The 15,954-nt window shown below is 54.5% G+C and carries 17 protein-coding genes; 5 read left to right on the top strand and 12 right to left on the bottom strand.

Annotation, left to right across the window (positions count from 1 at the left end):
* Positions 1 to 8 precede the first annotated feature (8 nt).
* The 5 genes from IPI71_07565 to IPI71_07545 form a co-directional block, all read right to left on the bottom strand.
* Entirely contained in the window at positions 9 to 716 is a 708-nt protein-coding gene (locus tag IPI71_07565) for an ABC transporter permease subunit (protein ID QQR71987.1), read from the bottom strand.
* A gap of 86 nt (positions 717 to 802) precedes the next feature.
* Positions 803 to 1,306, bottom strand: a complete 504-nt coding sequence (gene tsaA / locus IPI71_07560) for a tRNA (N6-threonylcarbamoyladenosine(37)-N6)-methyltransferase TrmO (protein QQR70525.1) — start codon at positions 1,304 to 1,306, stop codon at positions 803 to 805.
* On the bottom strand, positions 1,303 to 2,112 hold the full coding sequence (modA, locus tag IPI71_07555) for a molybdate ABC transporter substrate-binding protein (GenBank protein QQR70524.1): 810 nt from the start codon (positions 2,110 to 2,112) through the stop codon (positions 1,303 to 1,305). The genes tsaA and modA overlap by 4 nt, the downstream gene beginning before the upstream one ends.
* 154 nt (positions 2,113 to 2,266) lie before the next feature.
* Positions 2,267 to 2,611 (bottom strand): hypothetical protein, encoded by a 345-nt coding sequence (locus IPI71_07550; protein QQR70523.1) that lies wholly within the window; start codon positions 2,609 to 2,611, stop codon positions 2,267 to 2,269.
* A gap of 79 nt (positions 2,612 to 2,690) precedes the next feature.
* Positions 2,691 to 2,894: a hypothetical protein gene (locus tag IPI71_07545; protein QQR70522.1), complete on the bottom strand. Its 204-nt coding sequence runs from the start codon at positions 2,892 to 2,894 to the stop codon at positions 2,691 to 2,693.
* A gap of 96 nt (positions 2,895 to 2,990) precedes the next feature.
* Here IPI71_07545 and IPI71_07540 point away from each other — a divergent pair, with 96 nt between their 5' ends.
* On the top strand, positions 2,991 to 3,803 hold the full coding sequence (locus IPI71_07540; GenBank protein ID QQR71986.1) for a uridylate kinase: 813 nt from the start codon (positions 2,991 to 2,993) through the stop codon (positions 3,801 to 3,803).
* 60 nt (positions 3,804 to 3,863) lie between these two features.
* Positions 3,864 to 5,009: a sulfate transporter gene (locus IPI71_07535; GenBank protein ID QQR70521.1), complete on the top strand. Its 1,146-nt coding sequence runs from the start codon at positions 3,864 to 3,866 to the stop codon at positions 5,007 to 5,009.
* A gap of 731 nt (positions 5,010 to 5,740) precedes the next feature.
* Here IPI71_07535 and IPI71_07530 read toward each other — a convergent pair.
* The 7 genes from IPI71_07530 to IPI71_07500 all read right to left on the bottom strand — a co-directional run bounded on the left by IPI71_07530 (position 5,741) and on the right by IPI71_07500 (position 12,861).
* Complete coding sequence (locus IPI71_07530) at positions 5,741 to 6,829, bottom strand: ABC transporter ATP-binding protein (GenBank protein ID QQR70520.1); 1,089 nt, start codon at positions 6,827 to 6,829, stop codon at positions 5,741 to 5,743.
* A gap of 4 nt (positions 6,830 to 6,833) precedes the next feature.
* Entirely contained in the window at positions 6,834 to 7,559 is a 726-nt protein-coding gene (locus IPI71_07525) for an ABC transporter permease (protein QQR70519.1), read from the bottom strand.
* Positions 7,560 to 7,615: 56 nt separating this feature from the next.
* Positions 7,616 to 8,545: a substrate-binding domain-containing protein gene (locus IPI71_07520; protein ID QQR70518.1), complete on the bottom strand. Its 930-nt coding sequence runs from the start codon at positions 8,543 to 8,545 to the stop codon at positions 7,616 to 7,618.
* A 272-nt stretch (positions 8,546 to 8,817) separates the two neighbouring features.
* Entirely contained in the window at positions 8,818 to 10,119 is a 1,302-nt protein-coding gene (gene brxD / locus IPI71_07515; GenBank protein ID QQR70517.1) for a BREX system ATP-binding protein BrxD, read from the bottom strand.
* Positions 10,100 to 11,905, bottom strand: coding sequence for a hypothetical protein (locus IPI71_07510; GenBank protein QQR70516.1), 1,806 nt, complete (start codon positions 11,903 to 11,905; stop codon positions 10,100 to 10,102). Before IPI71_07510 ends, brxD begins: the two co-directional genes overlap by 20 nt.
* An 11-nt stretch (positions 11,906 to 11,916) precedes the next feature.
* On the bottom strand, positions 11,917 to 12,612 hold the full coding sequence (locus IPI71_07505; GenBank protein ID QQR70515.1) for a glycosyltransferase family 2 protein: 696 nt from the start codon (positions 12,610 to 12,612) through the stop codon (positions 11,917 to 11,919).
* 18 nt (positions 12,613 to 12,630) lie between these two features.
* A complete protein-coding gene (locus IPI71_07500) occupies positions 12,631 to 12,861 on the bottom strand; it encodes a hypothetical protein (GenBank protein QQR70514.1) in 231 nt (76 codons plus the stop codon).
* A gap of 76 nt (positions 12,862 to 12,937) precedes the next feature.
* Here IPI71_07500 and IPI71_07495 point away from each other — a divergent pair, with 76 nt between their 5' ends.
* The 3 genes from IPI71_07495 (at position 12,938) to guaA (ending at position 15,948) form a co-directional block, all read left to right on the top strand.
* The gene (locus IPI71_07495; GenBank protein QQR70513.1) at positions 12,938 to 13,348 is read left to right on the top strand and encodes a PaaI family thioesterase; all 411 of its coding nucleotides are present in this window, start codon (positions 12,938 to 12,940) and stop codon (positions 13,346 to 13,348) included.
* Positions 13,349 to 13,442: 94 nt separating this feature from the next.
* Entirely contained in the window at positions 13,443 to 15,023 is a 1,581-nt protein-coding gene (locus tag IPI71_07490) for a CTP synthase (GenBank protein ID QQR70512.1), read from the top strand.
* A gap of 7 nt (positions 15,024 to 15,030) precedes the next feature.
* Positions 15,031 to 15,948: a glutamine-hydrolyzing GMP synthase subunit GuaA gene (gene guaA / locus IPI71_07485; GenBank protein ID QQR70511.1), complete on the top strand. Its 918-nt coding sequence runs from the start codon at positions 15,031 to 15,033 to the stop codon at positions 15,946 to 15,948.
* Positions 15,949 to 15,954: the final 6 nt, after the last annotated feature.

Here is a 15,954-nt window from a genome sequence, read left to right as displayed (position 1 = left end):
ACCATCACCTAGAAGAAACAGGAATCAGATGAGAAGTATTCGAGGATCAGGAGCGATGCCAGTGAGATACCGATCAGGATGATTGCCGCAGCGATGGCCAGCTCGATTTCCCCGGTTGACATGTTCAGGAAGAGGGCAATGGGGAGAGTCTCGGTCTTCATTCTCGTGGCTCCGGCAAGGATCAGGACGGCGCCGAATTCTCCGATGCATTTTGACCAGGTAATGACCAGGCCGGCACCTAGCCCATGCCTGGCAAGCGGCAGGGTAACCCTCCGGAATGCCCGCCATTCGGAACATCCAAGCGTTCGTGCGACGTGTTCAAAACGGGGATTGATATCCTCGAATGTTGAACGAAGAACCCGGATCAGGTACGGGACATTCACAAAGAACAGGGCAACGATGATACCGAGCGGTGTAAATACTACCGACACTCCTACCGCTTCAAGGAACTGCCCGATGCTCGATGGTCCGAAGAAAATGAGGAGAGCGACCCCGGCAACGAGCGGTGGGAGGGCGAGGGGGATATTCAGCAGGATGGTAGCTGCCCGTTTGCCTGGGAACGTTCCCCGGGCAAGGGAATAAGCAACCGGGATAGCGACAAGGGCACAGAGGCAGGTTGAGATGACCGATGTTACGAGCGAGAGCATGATGGCGAAGAGGATCTCCGCGGAGTGCAGACTCTGGACGAGCGCGCCGGTTGGAGGATACAGGATCATGCCAGCCAGTACAACGATAATGAAAACAAGCAGTGCCAGTGCTATAGCAGAGAATCCTGTCTGCAGGGTGGAAAGGTGTCCGGTTCTCATTCCTGGAAAGAGGCGCTCTGGTTCCTGATCTGATCAATATGTCCGGCAGTTACCCACCCGGTGGATGCACCCGGTGCCGCATCGAAAGAAGAGATGAACGGCTTGATATCAAGCAGCGGTGTCTCATCCAGCATATCCACACCTTCCACATCCAATCTGTTTCCTTCTGCCCGGATGATCCTGACCAGAGTAAGCCCCAGGTGGGCCGGTCGGTTGAAATGGCGTGTGGAAAAGATCCCGTGGGGTTCCTGGCCGTTAACCATTGGTTTTTCAGCCAGCATTACCCCAGGGGCCCGGTGAAAATGATAGATGAGCAGGCAGTGGGAGAACGTATCCAGGTGGCGGAGCCCCGGCGCATATTCCTTGTACAGTTCAATGGTTCCACGGGCGCGGGAAAAGATACCCTGGATGGGAGTTTTTGAAGGATCAGAGAATGGGGTATGGATGACCCCGATGACGGGGCATGAGACCTCGCGCCTGGAGCCTGCAGCACCCTTCATGGAGTAACACCAGCATAAAGAGGATCCGGGTAGGAGGGGAAGCCGTGCCGCACGAAGATCGCCTTCCCCCTATCGGAGGCTACGAAATCCACGAACATGCGGGCCAGTGTTTCCTGGTCTGTAAACGTGGTTGTCCCAATGGGGATAATCAGGGCGAGGTTCTCTTCAACCGGAATAGGGATGAAGTCCATTGTTTCAGGGTTTATCATATCGAGTGTGGTTATGGTGGCATCCGCTGTTCCCATGACCACCGCGGTTACGAGTTCCTGATTTGTTGCTCCCCTGGTGACCACGTTCTTTTCGACTGCCTCTGTTATCCCATGTCCCTTGAGCAGTTTAACGGTTGACTTCCCGATCGCGGTAGCGCTTGGATCACCGAGTGCAAGCCGCACACCATCCTTCGTAAAATCGTTTATCGATGTGATATTCTTCGGGTTGCCCTTTTTCATGGCGATGACCGGGATGTGGTAGGCTATATAACGCGGTTCGGTGACAAGCGACCTGTTCTGTGCTGCGGTATAGTCCGGGGTTCCACCTGGAATAAATACATCGCCTTTACGGCTGAGCTCCATCTGGCTGATGAGGGCACCAGATCCCTGGAAATTGTATTCAACACGCACGCCGGTCATGTTCTGGAACGTCTCCCCGATTTCGAGCATCGGGGCTTTCAGGCCGGCACCGGAATAGACATAGAGGGAGCCTGCTTTGGGCTGGTCAGGGACGATTTCGTGTCCTCCCGGGGTGATACAACCGGCAGCCAGGATCGCAATTATCCCAATGATAATTAAATCTGGTTTATTCATCATTATTATTGGCACCTTTATTTTACCTTCAGCGGATGAGTGTATAAGCATTATGAAATACGTCTCGCCCCGGGTAATAAAACAGGTGAGAGAACGAATAAAACCGCTTCTCTGGGTGCGAATGGCCCCCGATCGGTTTCACCAGTTGAAATGATGATCAGGGCAGGCTGGCAATCAGTTCCGAGTAGATGGCTGGTCCGAAGAGCGCAATACCTTCGCCGGGATATCGTTCTTTCATCAGGGCCAAATACCGGGTGGTCCCGGTAGAGGTGGTCATGATTCCCACCCGTTCAGCCCTGGTGACCAGGGCCTCCTGTTCCATCATAGCAAAATATGGGAGGACATAGTAGTGGGGGACATCAAGGAACTCGGCCAGTTTTCTCGTGGTGGGCAATTTAATTTTGACCCCTGATTCCGAGAAGGTGATGGATACTGCTCTTTCTTCAAAAAGGTGAATTTGGAGGGCAGACTCAAAGATAATTTCGATGGAGAGCTGGGTCATGGAATCGTTTCTACCATACGCATTGACGGGATGGCAGAAAAAAGCATCCTACGGGATAACCCTCTCCAGGAAAAAAAGGTTAGTGTTTCTGTTTTTCTTCGTCGGGAATCTCTTCGAGATAGACCACATCTGCACCGACGTCTTTTGCAATCTGTTCGATTTCGAACTTCCGGAAGTGGGTCAGGTCTATCTGCACCTGCCCGCCGGTCACTGCGACAAATCGGAACATAGGCTGCCGGACGCCTTCCCTCACCTTCACCCGCTCTCTGACATAAATCTTCATAAATTCCACCTCAGTAACTTGTAAACCCAGACTATACCAACTGGTATCGAGCATACTGTATTAACATTCTGGAATAAAAGCTTTTGGAAGATGGCTATGAAACATGCAAGGTTCGATGTGACCAGTAAATTGCGGGGGGAGTCGCTGGTCCGACGGGGTTTGCTGGAAAAGTACGAAGGAAAGCCCCAGATCCGGTTGATGCCCGACCTGAATGTCGTAAAAATCGGTGGGCACGGGATCATCGATTACGGAAAAGAGATCCTCCTTCCTCTTCTCGATGAAATTGGTGAGCTTTCTCGCCAGAACCCAATCCTGGTGGTCACTGGCGGGGGGGTCAGGGTCCGGCATGTCCTTGATGTCGGCCTCGATCTTGGTATGCCGACCGGAATCCTTGCCGAGCTTGCCGGAAAGATCAGCGAACAGAATGCAATTATGGTATCAACCCTGCTCTCGCGATGGAAGGGAATGCGGATACATACCAGCGATCTCCTCGAACTGCCCATGCTTATGGGGCTTGGCGTTCTTCCTGTAACCCATGGAACTCCCCCATATGGATTGTATGAACAACCGCCCGAGATTGGGGCCATACCTCCCAATCGGACCGATACCGGTGCATTCCTCGCCGCCGAAGTCCTCGGCGCCAGGAACCTTATCCTAGTAAAGAACGTGGATGGACTCTATACCGACAATCCCTTCACAAATCCCGAGGCAAAACTCATTCCCGATATCACGGCATCCGAACTTCTGGCCATGAACCTTGAAGATCTTGTCCTAGAGAGAAGGGTCGTTGAGCTGCTCCGGTACGCGAAAAATATCCACGAAGTGAAAATCGTGAACGGGCACAAACCAGGGAGTATCCGGAACACACTTGCCGGGGAAAAGCCCGGGACGGTCATACGGGCGCGATAGTGGGATCGGGTAAAAAGCCTGTTTAACACGGATAGTGTCCCGCAGATGGAGCCGGATGAGATGACACAGATAGAAGACAAAAACCCCCTGTGCTTCAACCTCTCCGAGCTAGCCGGCAGTTTTGGGGATTACGGGACTATCATCCCCCTCGTTCTGGCCATGGCCGCTGTATCCGACCTTGATATCAGTTACATCTTCCTCTTTTTCGGCATATGGTTCGCCATTACAGGTCTTTACTACCGCCTGCCTATACCGATCGAGCCGATGAAGGCGGTGGCAGTCATCGTGATCGCCGGCACCCTTACCACCGGAGAAATTGCGGCATCCGGCCTGATCCTCGGCCTCATCTTTCTCATGCTCGGTTTTGGGGCCGTGATGACTGTTCTCGACCGGTGGATACCGCGAAACGTTATCCGCGGAATACAGCTCGGTCTTGCCCTCCTCCTCCTTAGGTCGTCAGCAACCTTTATTACCGGCGATCCGGCTTTTTTTATCCTCGGTGTGGCCATCATCGTGTTGTTCTTCTTCCTTGCCCGGAGACTCTCGATCCCTGACATTTCAGCCCTGATCGTCATCGCCCTGGCAGCAGTCATCGGGATCGTAAAGCTGGGGCTTCCCGGGCTTCACTTCATTGGCCCCCCGCACCTCATCGTCCCAGGGCTTGAAGACTATGGTAGAGCTCTTACCGACCTGGTTGTGCCCCAGTTCGGTCTGACCATCGCCAATTCAATCCTTGCCACCGCTCTTCTCTCCATCGATCTCTTTTCACGGGAGACCTCTCCCAAGTACCTTTCCCGGACCATCGGTCTGATGAACCTGACCACCGTGCCTTTTGGAGGAATACCTATGTGCCACGGTGCTGGAGGTTATGCCGCCCAGTACCGGTTCGGGGCCAGAACGGGTGGGGCGAATATCATCGCTGGAGCAATATTTGTTGTATTCGCCCTCTTCTTTGCAAGTCCGGAGATCCTGACCCTGATTTCACCCGGTTTCTACGGTGCGCTGTTGGTCTTTGTGGCCATCGAACTGGGCCGGCACGGTCTCAGGACCGACTCATACGCCGTCACATTCCTTATTGCTGTTCTGGCGCTGATCAGCGGGATGACCATAGCCTTCCTCATTGGCCTTGTCGCAGCCTATCTTCTTCCCTGGCTGGAGAAAAAGTATCGGGGGAAGGCCGCACAGGGTCCACTTGGTCAGGATTGAAGGCATTTCTGTATATTATTCCAGGTTTTAACCATAGTCCTGCCCGGACATGGGACAAGATGAAGATAAAGACCGATATAGACCTGATCAGGGGTCTCTACCTATTCCATGTTATGAACTTTATGCCCATTGCCCGCCAGGTGGTCTTTTCCCTTTCTTCCGCTGAGCGTTGGGGGGTCGGAACCCATCCATCGAGGGGACCCGGTTGCTGTTCCGGATGTGCTGGTTCAATCGTGCTTCAAGCTCTGCGATGCGGGCTTTCAGTTGGGCATTTTTTGCCCACAACTCTGATGCGATCTTGTTCTTTGATGATGGCGAGAAGTGATTGAATATTGGATGCAAGGGTTATTTCGTTGAGATCGTTATTCTACTGGTTTTCTGTCACTAACTGTTATTATGACGTCATTTTACAAGGATCTTGCGCTTGACCCTGAACAGTTGCAAGGTTTATTTGTATAAAAGAAGGCCGGAATGAGGTTTGCCCGAACATATCTCATCCCGACCTCCGAATCATGCAGTATTGACGCGACCGCATGCCCTCATTGTTCATGCGGCACTCTTTTTTTTGGTCTCTAAATTTAAATATATTGCCATTGAAGGAAAGTCAATCCCATTTTATTGACTTTTTTGTACGCCTACCTGGACCGGTTCGTTATTCTCTTGGAAACACCGACTGGAACAACTACAACTCCAGAAATCATTGTTGCCATCAGGTTTTTCCACCTGGATCGTCATTCTGATCCAACTCCCCTGTCTGCCATTACATGAACGGTGCTTGCTTTAAACGATAGGCGTACTTCGTCTCCTATTTTAAGCTTCATCTCTTCGGCAGATCTCCAGGTTACTGTGGCCGAAAGCTTTGCACCACAATCCACGGTAACACTCAGGAGAGGGCCACGGGGGGCGAAATGAATAATGCGGCCGGAAAAAACATTCCTGGCACTGGTCTGTTTACCATGGGACAGTAGGAGTGTGATATCTTCGGGCAGGATGGATGCCCAGACCGGTGTTCCGACCGGCAAAGAAGTAACTGCATCGAGGGTGATACCATCGGCGGTCATGGTAGCAATCCCTTCCCTCTGTTCCGTGATCGTCCCGATCAGGATATTCTTGATACCTACAAAATTCGCCACTTTTTTTTCCGATGGACTGCCAAACACCTCCCGTGGTGTACCGATCTGGGCAAACTGCCCCTGCATTATTACGCCTATCCTGGTTGCCAGGCGCTGACCCTGCTGCATATCATGTGTTGACATGATAACCGTTGTACCGGATGCCCGGTTGTAGTGCCGGACCAGTTCTTCGATCTTATGGGTGGCCAGCGGGTCGAGGTTTGCCGTAGGCTCATCGAGCAGGAGGAGCTCGGGTTCGGTCACCATGGCCCGGGCCAGGGCCACCCGCTGCATCTCGCCACCCGAGAGTGATTTGGCTTTCCTTTCGTCAAACCCGACCATGTCAATCACTTCGAGGGCTTGCCCGACCTTTCTTCGTATGGTATCCCGATCGACATGCCTGAAATGCAGGCCGTAAGCGATGTTCTCATAGACCGAGGAGCTGAACACTACAGGTTTCTGGAAGACCATGGCCATCTTCCTGCGGATGGCCTGCTGTTCGCGACTCCGATGGATATCGACTCCCTCAAGGAGGATCGAGCCTGAGGTGGGGTTATCAAGCAGGTTGATCAGCCGGAGTAGCGTGGACTTCCCCTCGCCGGAAGGGCCGATAACGGTGAACACCTCACCCTGTTTGATGGTGGCATTGATACCTTTCAGGACTTTTTTTTCACCAAATTGCTTGTACACGTCCCGTATCTCAATCATGGCTTCACCGGTTCTGAACAATGCTTATGATCACGTTGATGACGAGGGCGATGAGCAGGAGAATAATCCCTAGAGCGATTGAGAGGGCTATATCTCCCTTCCCGGTTTCAAGAGTAATTGCGGTAGTAAGGGTCCTTGTTGATGTCCAGAAGTTACCCGGGCTTGCGATGTTGCCGCCGATAATGATGGCTGCTCCGACCTCTGATATGGCCCGGCCGAATGCCAGGGCAATGGCGGCGAAAATAGCAAACCTGGCCTCTTTAAGGGCCGATATCAGGAACTGTAACCTTGTTGCCCCAAGTGACGTAATGGTATCCCGGATGGTGAGATCAACCGCAACCAGCGCCGATATCGTCAAACCGGTGATGATAGGGAGCACAAGGACCGTCTGGCCGATGATCATGCCCTGCGGAGTAAAGAGTAGGTTCAGGGGTCCAAAAGGGCCGGTTTTACGGATGAAGAGGAAAACAATCAGTCCGATAACCACCGTGGGGAAAGCATAGAGGGTCTGGATTAACCAAATCAGTGTATTCCTGCCCCTGAATTTTCCATACGCGATAACTGAACCGAGAGGGATTGATATGAGGGAACCGATGATCACGGCGCTCATCGTGATGATCAGGCTGAGTGCTGTGATGCGCAGTATCTGTGCATCGAGGCTGATTAACAGGTTGAATGCCTGCAGTAATCCCTGCCAGATTGGACTGAGTCCTTCCAGAAACCCGGCCATGATTCCCTCTTAGTGCCACGAAGATATTAAATAAAAAGAATTGATCAGGGCTGGATTCACGGAATCGGATCCTGAGTCTCAGCCTGGCTCACACCAAGGAGCTCCCATTTACCGAGGGCAGGATGGAAGAGCGGTTGCCCATACGTACTGACCCCATAATTGGCGATAAGATCCTGGCCTTTTGACGAAATCAGCCAGTTAATCCAGTCTTTCGAGAGCTGGACTTTGGTATCGGGGAACTTGGCTGGATTGACGATCATCGCGCTGTAAACGTTGAGCAGCTCGTCTCCCTGATCTACCAGAGGCACGAGGGAAAGGTTCCCTTTATACGCAAGGAAGGTACCGACATCAGAAAGGGTATAAGCATTCTTCTCTTCGGCGATTAACAGCGTCGCTCCCATTCCGGTCCCAGACTCAACATACCAGGGCCCGGATACCTGGATCGCGGAGTAGTTATACCCGGCGTTCTTCCAGAGGAACTGTTCCCTGGCATGGGTGCCGGAAGCATCTCCGCGGGAGACAAAGACGACTTTGGGATTCGTCTGGGCTTTTTTGTAAATGGTGTCGAAAGCCTGGGTCGCTGTCATGTTCCTGGTGTTAGCCGGGTCCGAAGGCGGGCCAACAATAATGAAATAGTTAAAAGCAAACACGCGCCGATCAACACCATACCCGTTCTGGAGGAAAGTGTCCTCACGTACGCGGTCATGAACCATGACGACATCCACATCGCCGTTCTGTCCCAGTTCCAGGGCCTGCCCTGTTCCTTTGGCAGTTACCCGCAGGTTCGCATTATACTCCGGCCCGAAGATACCACCCAGGTGATCCAGGAGACCGGTATCATAGAGGCTTGTCGTAGTGGCGATGAGCAGATCCTGCTGTGGCGGAGTGGGAGTCGGGGGCGTCGGAGTCGTGCATCCGGAAAAAGTAATTCCAGCCACAACGATCATCACGGCGCTGATTACGAACAGAAACCTTGTGTACTGCATACGCTGCAACATCGGCACATCCCCTCTTAACTTTTTTCTCCAATCAAATCAATTGGTTATACCAGGTGACTTACTTGGCGAACACGGGCCCCGTTATCCCTGTTGGCAATGAAGGAGAATCCCGCCACCGAATGAGAATGGAAGGTGAAGAATGTCAGCCCCTTAGTTTGCCGGATGATACTCCACAAACCCGATTCTCGATACCATGTGAGAATGATACTGAAGCCTGGTCCTCTGAATTTCATTGAGGGCATCGGTCTTTCGTAACCAGATCAGAACTCGACAACCATGACCGCCTCTTCCTCCTCGCGGAGTTCCCCCTTCAAGTGGCGAGCATCGAACTGGTAACTCTCCCAGGGATCATAGTCCTCATACAGCTCGCACTTGTCGAGGACATCCATAAACTCTTTTAAGAAAATTCGCGGGATGACATCCACTCTGCCTCCGAATTTTCCCGTCACCTTCCCGATCATGGTCCGGATGAACCGGTGCGAGACCCGGTTCTGGTCAACCTCTGCGTATGCTTCAGAATAGATCCGGATGACCTTCTGGGCAACCTGTTCGAGCTTACTTGCATCGAACCGGGAGAGGACGATCTGGGGCTGGCGGGGATTTTTGAACTCACTGGTCCCGGTGATACCTATACGGTCTGCGAGGGAAGGCAGGGAGCGGACCCCCCGGGGGCCTTCAAAGAACGCCGGAGTGCCAGTGAAGACGAAGTAACAGTACGGGAGGTCGCCGCGGTCTAGCGAGTCTACCAGGAGCCGGAGAGTATTATAGGCTTTATCCCGCTGGTTTCTCGGGAGAACCTGGGTAGTCTCGAGCTCGTCAATGGCAACCGCGAGGCCGGCATAGCCCGCGTTGACGATGATCCTGACCAGCCCCTTGAGAAAGATGAGGGCGTAGGTCTCGTCCACGTCCCCCCTGATTCCCGCTTTCTGTTTGAATTCCCGGCCGATGTTTGGTTCGGCACTGATCCACCCGATTGCCGACTGTGCGGTCTGGAAGTCGCCGGCGTTATTTGCCCGGTAGTAAGTTCGAAGCGCTGCGGCAAGCGAGGAATTCATTTCGGAGATGCTGGCAAGGGCGGTCTCGATCTCCTTGAGGGTTGCCTTCTCCAGGCTCTCCTCCTCGAGGTGATGATCGCTCACCCGCAGCAGTCGTTCTTCTATTGAGAAGAGCCAGCTGTCAATGACCGCCTTGAGGGCATGCTCTTCCTCCCGGGTCCTGAGGCTTGCACAGATCTGCTGGTAGATGTTCTTTTGCCGGTAGAGCGGTGCCGAAGGGGAGATCGTCACGTGGGCGGTGACAAACCCTTTCCCCCTGGCGATTTCGAGCGATCGGGCAACAAGGAAGGTTTTTCCGCTCCCGTAGTCTCCGCGGACGAACTTGAGATCGCCACCTCCCTTTGCAACATAGTCGAACTGGGCGCCTATTACGTCCTCCTCCAGATCGACACCAACGGCTATCCGTTCAAGACCGCCGGCAGGGACCGTCCCCCGCCTGAGAGCGTTAATAATATTCAGGCTTTCGAGACGTCTCTTCTCGATTGGGTCACCCTGCGGTATAGGCATAGATTTCTCCTCCCTCACCAATTCCCCGTTTCTCGATAACTGTAATCCCCGATGCTGCCGCCTTCTGTATGATCCGGTTCATGATTCCGACCACTCTCCTCGTATTGAGAAGTTTCCGGAGCTCGATCTCGCTTGCTTCACGGTGTTCGATGAGGTATTCAAGGATGCGCCTCTCCTGATCGCTGCAACTCTCCATGAATTCCCTGAGAGCCCTATCCTGTTCATCCTCCTCATCTTCTCTTACCTGTGCGGCCATTACCGGCGGATCACATACCCCCTCCTCTTTGCAGGCCCGGATGAGCTCGAGAAAGTCATCAGGACGGATGTTGTTTGCGATTGCCGGTACGGCATCGAGCCCCCGCAGGCAGTACTCCTTGCACAGGAGATAGTCCTTTTCACGACGGGCAATCCCAGCAGACACCAGGCAGGCAACCGCGAGATACTCCAGGCCGTCAGAACTCAGGAGGGCGAAGCGCTGCCCGAGCATAGTTACCAGCCGATCAAGCAGGCGCGGTCTCCGGTACAGTTTCCACTTCTCATCGAGGATGAGCCCGGCAACGGTCTCGATCTCCCGGATCCGCCTGGCATTATTCAATACATAGAGAAGGATCTTCTCGGCTTCCCGGAATTCGTTCTGCCCGGCCAAAAACTGTGCATAAGCCATGCCTCCATGGAGGTAATCGCTCCGGAATGCGCGGTATGAGTAGGAACGTGCTTCCGAAAGGTCTCCGATATCCTCATAAAGGCGGGCGGTGGCCAGCAGCGACACAGCATGCGGGTGAGACAGGACGATCGAGAGGAAGCGGGTCTCTGCCTCCCGGACCGGGTAGTAGGTGAGGACAAATTCACGGTAGGAAGCGAGAAGACCTGAGAGGAAATCATGATTGTCCAGGTTCCTGAGAGCATCCTGCACCAGGTGCTGGTAGCATCCGGCTGCCCGCTCCTTTTCACCGAGTTCGGCATTCAGCCTGCAGGTGAGGAGCCGGACGGTATAGTCAGGGCCCATCACATTTGAGTCAAGCAGTTCCCGGCAGAGAGCAAGCGCCTCCGCCGGCCTCTTGAACGTTCGCAGTAAGAGGGCATAATCCAGGCCGATCTCGGCGTCTTTGAGAGTGGAGAAATATTCCTTATATTCTCCCAGCGCTGCTTCCGGATCATGTAAAGCCCGGGCCCGGAGATGGATCCGTGCAAACGGGAGTTTGCCGGACAACCGGTAGGTTGTCGCAGCCTCCCGAGCAGCGTCCTGGTACCGTCCGGCGCCCATCAGGGCGGCGATATAGTCGTGATCTTCCTCCCTCCGCCTGACCTCCCGTGAAAACAGGGCGAGGGCTTCGGCACTCCGACCCGATGCCGTCAGCGCCCTCGCAAGGCACCGTGCGTCATCCTCCCTGCCTGACAAAGCCACAAGTTTCCTCAGCACCGGGACGGCCATACGGTGGTCTCCTGCTGCCACGAGGTAGGCCGCGTAACCCCGGAGTGCTTCCTGATTTGTCGGGTCGAGCAGAACAGCCCTTGCATGCTCGGAAACCGCGGTGTCATCGTTCCGCTCTTCGAGAATCCTGCCGAGGAAACTGTGGAGATATGACGATTCCGGCATCGTCCGGATCATATCCCTTACGTACGCTTCCGCTTCATCAAAACGTCGCAGGTTAAACAGGTTCCGGGCAGCGAGGATGGCAAGCTGCGGATCGGGTCTGGCAGTCCCGGCTGCACGACATAGATCAAGCGATTCGGTATACTTTCCTTCTTCAAAGAGCCGGAAGGACTCACGCCGAATATTCTCCAAGGAATCGCCAGTCATAATCCTGACCCTCCGAGGCGGAGAGAGAATAGGGCAGTGAGCATCCTGAGGATGTCTGAACCTCTCACTCTCGATGCCTCCTGGTTTCCCCAGGTGATCGGAAGCTCCTTAACCTGGAATCCCTTCCGGGAAAGCCGCCAGAGGAGTTCAACGTCAAACTCAAATCCCGTCGAGACCATGTCACCTATCACAGCATCGACGGCTGATTTTTTAAATACTTTTGCACCGCATTGCGTATCTGAATACGGGAGCGAGAAGAGGATGCGGATCATGAGGTTGAACACCCTGCTCTCCAGCCGCCGTGTCAATCCCTGCCTGGCCGTAATCACAGAGCCCGGGAGCCAGCGTGAGCCGATGACTCCGTCGGCAGCGTCGATAGCGGCGATGAGATCCTCCATCTGGGAGAGCGAGGTTGAGTTGTCGGCATCCATGAAACCGACCAGCGGCCCTGGAGCACGGGCGAAGCCCTCCCGCACCGCTCCACCCTTTCCGAGCCTCCGGGAAAAAGTCAGGCAAACCAGATCAAGATCAGGGTGTTCCCGGGAAAACGAGCGTACGATCTCAGGAGTGGTATCGGTCCCATCGCAGATGATGATGAACCGGCCGGTTCTTCCGGGCATCTGGTCCAGGAGCTCACGGATCCTCTCTTCTTCATTATAGGCCGGGATAATGATCGTAAACGCGGGATTCACTTGAGACTTCCTTCCGGGTTATCGGTGTCCGAGGAGGTGGTCGCGGAGAGCGGTCGCATCACGGTACTTCTCGACGATTTCAAGTGCTTGCTTCCGAAGCCGGTTGTGATCGGCAAGACAAGATTCAGGGGGCGGACCCTGGCGGAGTATTGACGAAACGTTCTCGGTGATCTGGATGAGCTCTGTTGCAATCACTGCATTAAGCCAGATAAGGTCATGAAGCAGCTCCCTCTCTTCATCGGCATTCATGTTAGTATGGTTGGACTGCCGACAACAAAAAGAATGTCCGGCAACCTTATCCCGATATGGGCAAAACTCCCCTGCTATGAGCTACATCGAGCGAATACGAGCGCTGGGGCGGGATGCAAACCCGTTCTTTACGCTCATGGGAGTGGAACTGGGAACCATGGAAAAAGGATCGGCCAGGATACGGATGCCGGTCCGCCCGGACATGATGAACGGGGAGGACTGGCTCCAGGGAGGAATTTTCACCGCCCTTGCCGATGAAGCCATGGTCCTTGCCATCTACCCTCTCCTCGATCCGGGTGAGCGCATTGCCACCATCTCTGAAACCACTTCATTCCTTGCCGGGGCGCAGGGAGGAGTGCTCATTGCCGAAGGAACCGTTGTAAAACGGGGGAAGAGGATCATTTTTGCAGAAGGAGAGGTCTTTTCAGAGGGGGGAGACCGGGCCCTTGCCCGGTGTTCGGCCGCTTACGCCGTAATGAGGGGTTGATCTCCTTTTCCCGAGGCCCATGGAACAAAAACTATCACCCGTAGTGTAGAATACATACAATAGAAAACCAGGAGAGCCTGGAGGGGCAATCTTCGTGAAATACATCTTCGTTACCGGGGGGGTGATGAGCGGCCTTGGTAAAGGCATCACCGCCGCATCGATCGGGAGAATCCTCAAGAACCGTGGCTACAGCGTGACCGCGGTGAAGATCGATCCCTATCTCAACATCGACGCTGGAACCATGAACCCCGGTCAGCACGGGGAGGTTTTCGTCCTCTCTGATGGTGGGGAAGTAGACCTTGATCTGGGCAACTATGAGCGGTTCCTCGATATTGATCTCACATCCGATCACAATATCACCACCGGTAAGATCTATCGGAGCGTAATCGAGAAGGAGCGGAGAGGAGAGTTCCTTGGAGAGACCGTACAGATCATCCCCCACATCACCGAAGAGATCAAGTCCTGCATCAGGGCAGCTGCCCACGATGGGACCGCTGGAAACGGGCAGGCCGACATCTGCCTGGTCGAAGTAGGCGGGACTGTTGGTGATATCGAGAGCATGCCCTTCCTCGAGGCCGTCCGCCAGATGAGGGGGGAACTCCCTGAAGAAGACACGGTCCTGATCCATGTCACCCTGGTCCCGGAAGACTCAATGGGGGATCTCAAGACCAAACCAACACAGCACTCGGTCAAAGCCCTCCGCGAACTTGGGCTACACGCTGAGATCATCGTGGGAAGAGGTGAGCGCCCCATCGGGTCCCAGACCAAGCGGAAGATATCCGCCTTCTGCGATCTTGCCCAGCAGGCGGTTATCAGCGCAGCCACGGTCCCTGACATCTACCAGGTCCCGATGGAGATGGAGAAGGAAGGGATTGCCGAAATACTCTTCCAGTATCTCAGGCTCAACGCAAGGAGTCCCGATACCAGCTGGTATACCATCGTGTCAAGGGAGTATACGAGCAGGGTGCAGGTGGGCATCGTGAGCAAGTACGGGATCGAAGACGTCTATCTCAGCATCAAAGAAGCCCTCAAGCATGCGGGGCGTGCGCTTTCCACCGAAGTGAAGATCACCTGGCTCGATGCCGAGCGTTACGATAAGCCGCAGCTTGCCGAGTTCGATGGGCTCCTCGTCCCCGGGGGGTTTGGACCGCGGGGCCTTGAAGGCAAGATCGGGGCGCTTCACTATGCACGGACGTGCCGCGTTCCCCTCCTCGGTCTATGTCTGGGTTTCCAGCTTGCCATCGTGGAATTCTCCCGCAACGTGCTCGGCTGGGAGGACGCAACCAGTGCCGAGATGGGGCAGGGTCGCCACGTGATCGCCCTGCTTCCCGATCAGGAGGGAGTGACCGATCTCGGTGGGACCATGCGTCTTGGGAACTATCCCATCGCCCTGAAAGAAGATACCCTCGCCATGCAGATTTACAGGAAAAAGGAGATAGTGGAGCGTCATCGTCACCGCTATGAGGTGAACCCCGAGTATATCCCCGATCTTGAGGAGAGCGGGCTGGTATTTTCCGGCGCGTGGAAGGACCGTGTGGAGATCTGCGAGATCCCAGGCCATCCATTCTTTTTCGCCACTCAGTTCCACCCCGAATTCAGGTCACGACCTACGAGACCCTCTCCGCCATTCGTGGGATTTGTTGAAGCATGCCGGGCACGGAGGAGCAGGAGGTAGAGAGGCTATGGTCGACACAGAACGTTTCATACGCGAAGCCATTGAAGAGATCAGGGCCCAGTCCGGGGATCACCATGTCGTCATCGCTCTTTCGGGCGGCGTCGACAGTTCGGTCTGTGCGGCCCTGGCGGCGAGAGCAATCGGGAAACGGCTCATCCCCATCTATGTAGACACCGGCCTGATGAGGAAGGGTGAGACAGAAGGTATCATCCGGATGTTCGGATCTCTGGACCTCCATATCGTCTACGCAGAAGAGGAGTTCATTGCAGCTCTCTCCGGGATTGTCGATCCCGAACAGAAGCGGAAGGTAATAGGGGAGCGGTTCATCCGGGTATTTGAACGGGAGGCGGAAAGGACCGGTGCACGGTACCTGCTCCAGGGCACCATCTTCCCTGACCGGATCGAGAGCGAGGGAGGGATCAAGAGTCATCACAATGTCGGTGGTATGCCGCTGCATATGGAGTTTGAAAAAGTCATTGAACCCCTCCGCGATCTCTACAAGGACGAGGTCAGGGAGGTTGCCGGTGCACTGGGGCTTCCTCCGGAGATACAGCACCGCATGCCGTTTCCGGGCCCGGGGCTTGCTGTCCGGATAATCGGAGAAGTGACCCGGGAGAAGCTCAATGTGGTGCGCGAGGCGAATGCCATCGTTGAAGAAGAACTGGTCGACCGGTTCCTTCCCTGGCAGTGTTTTGGAGCGGTGCTCGGTCTTGGTACCGGAGTGAAAGGTGATACCCGGGTTCACGGGTGGATAATCTCCGTACGTGCAGTCAACTCGCGGGACGGGATGACCGCCACTCCGCTCGAGATTCCGTTCAGGGTGCTCGGGCACCTTGCTTCCCGGATAACAGCTGAGATTCCAAGCGTTGCAAGGGTCGTGTATGATATCACCCCAAAACCTCCCGCAACCATCGAGTATGAATAAAAATTG

The sequence above is a fragment of the Methanolinea sp. genome (genome assembly GCA_016699325.1).
GTDB lineage: Archaea > Halobacteriota > Methanomicrobia > Methanomicrobiales > Methanospirillaceae > UBA9949.
This window is presented reverse-complemented; position numbering and strand designations above follow the sequence as displayed.

Coding starts and splice junctions, on each gene's coding strand:
- IPI71_07535 (QQR70521.1), top strand. CDS start 3,864: ATGACACAGATAGAAGACAAAAACCCCCTGTGCTTCAACCTCTCCGAG.
- IPI71_07545 (QQR70522.1), bottom strand. CDS start 2,894: ATGAAGATTTATGTCAGAGAGCGGGTGAAGGTGAGGGAAGGCGTCCGG.
- modA (QQR70524.1), bottom strand. CDS start 2,112: ATGATGAATAAACCAGATTTAATTATCATTGGGATAATTGCGATCCTG.
- IPI71_07550 (QQR70523.1), bottom strand. CDS start 2,611: ATGACCCAGCTCTCCATCGAAATTATCTTTGAGTCTGCCCTCCAAATT.
- IPI71_07495 (QQR70513.1), top strand. CDS start 12,938: ATGAGCTACATCGAGCGAATACGAGCGCTGGGGCGGGATGCAAACCCG.
- IPI71_07500 (QQR70514.1), bottom strand. CDS start 12,861: ATGAATGCCGATGAAGAGAGGGAGCTGCTTCATGACCTTATCTGGCTT.
- tsaA (QQR70525.1), bottom strand. CDS start 1,306: ATGAAGGGTGCTGCAGGCTCCAGGCGCGAGGTCTCATGCCCCGTCATC.
- guaA (QQR70511.1), top strand. CDS start 15,031: ATGGTCGACACAGAACGTTTCATACGCGAAGCCATTGAAGAGATCAGG.
- IPI71_07565 (QQR71987.1), bottom strand. CDS start 716: ATGATCCTGTATCCTCCAACCGGCGCGCTCGTCCAGAGTCTGCACTCC.
- IPI71_07530 (QQR70520.1), bottom strand. CDS start 6,829: ATGATTGAGATACGGGACGTGTACAAGCAATTTGGTGAAAAAAAAGTC.
- IPI71_07540 (QQR71986.1), top strand. CDS start 2,991: ATGAAACATGCAAGGTTCGATGTGACCAGTAAATTGCGGGGGGAGTCG.
- brxD (QQR70517.1), bottom strand. CDS start 10,119: ATGCCTATACCGCAGGGTGACCCAATCGAGAAGAGACGTCTCGAAAGC.
- IPI71_07525 (QQR70519.1), bottom strand. CDS start 7,559: ATGGCCGGGTTTCTGGAAGGACTCAGTCCAATCTGGCAGGGATTACTG.
- IPI71_07520 (QQR70518.1), bottom strand. CDS start 8,545: ATGCAGTACACAAGGTTTCTGTTCGTAATCAGCGCCGTGATGATCGTT.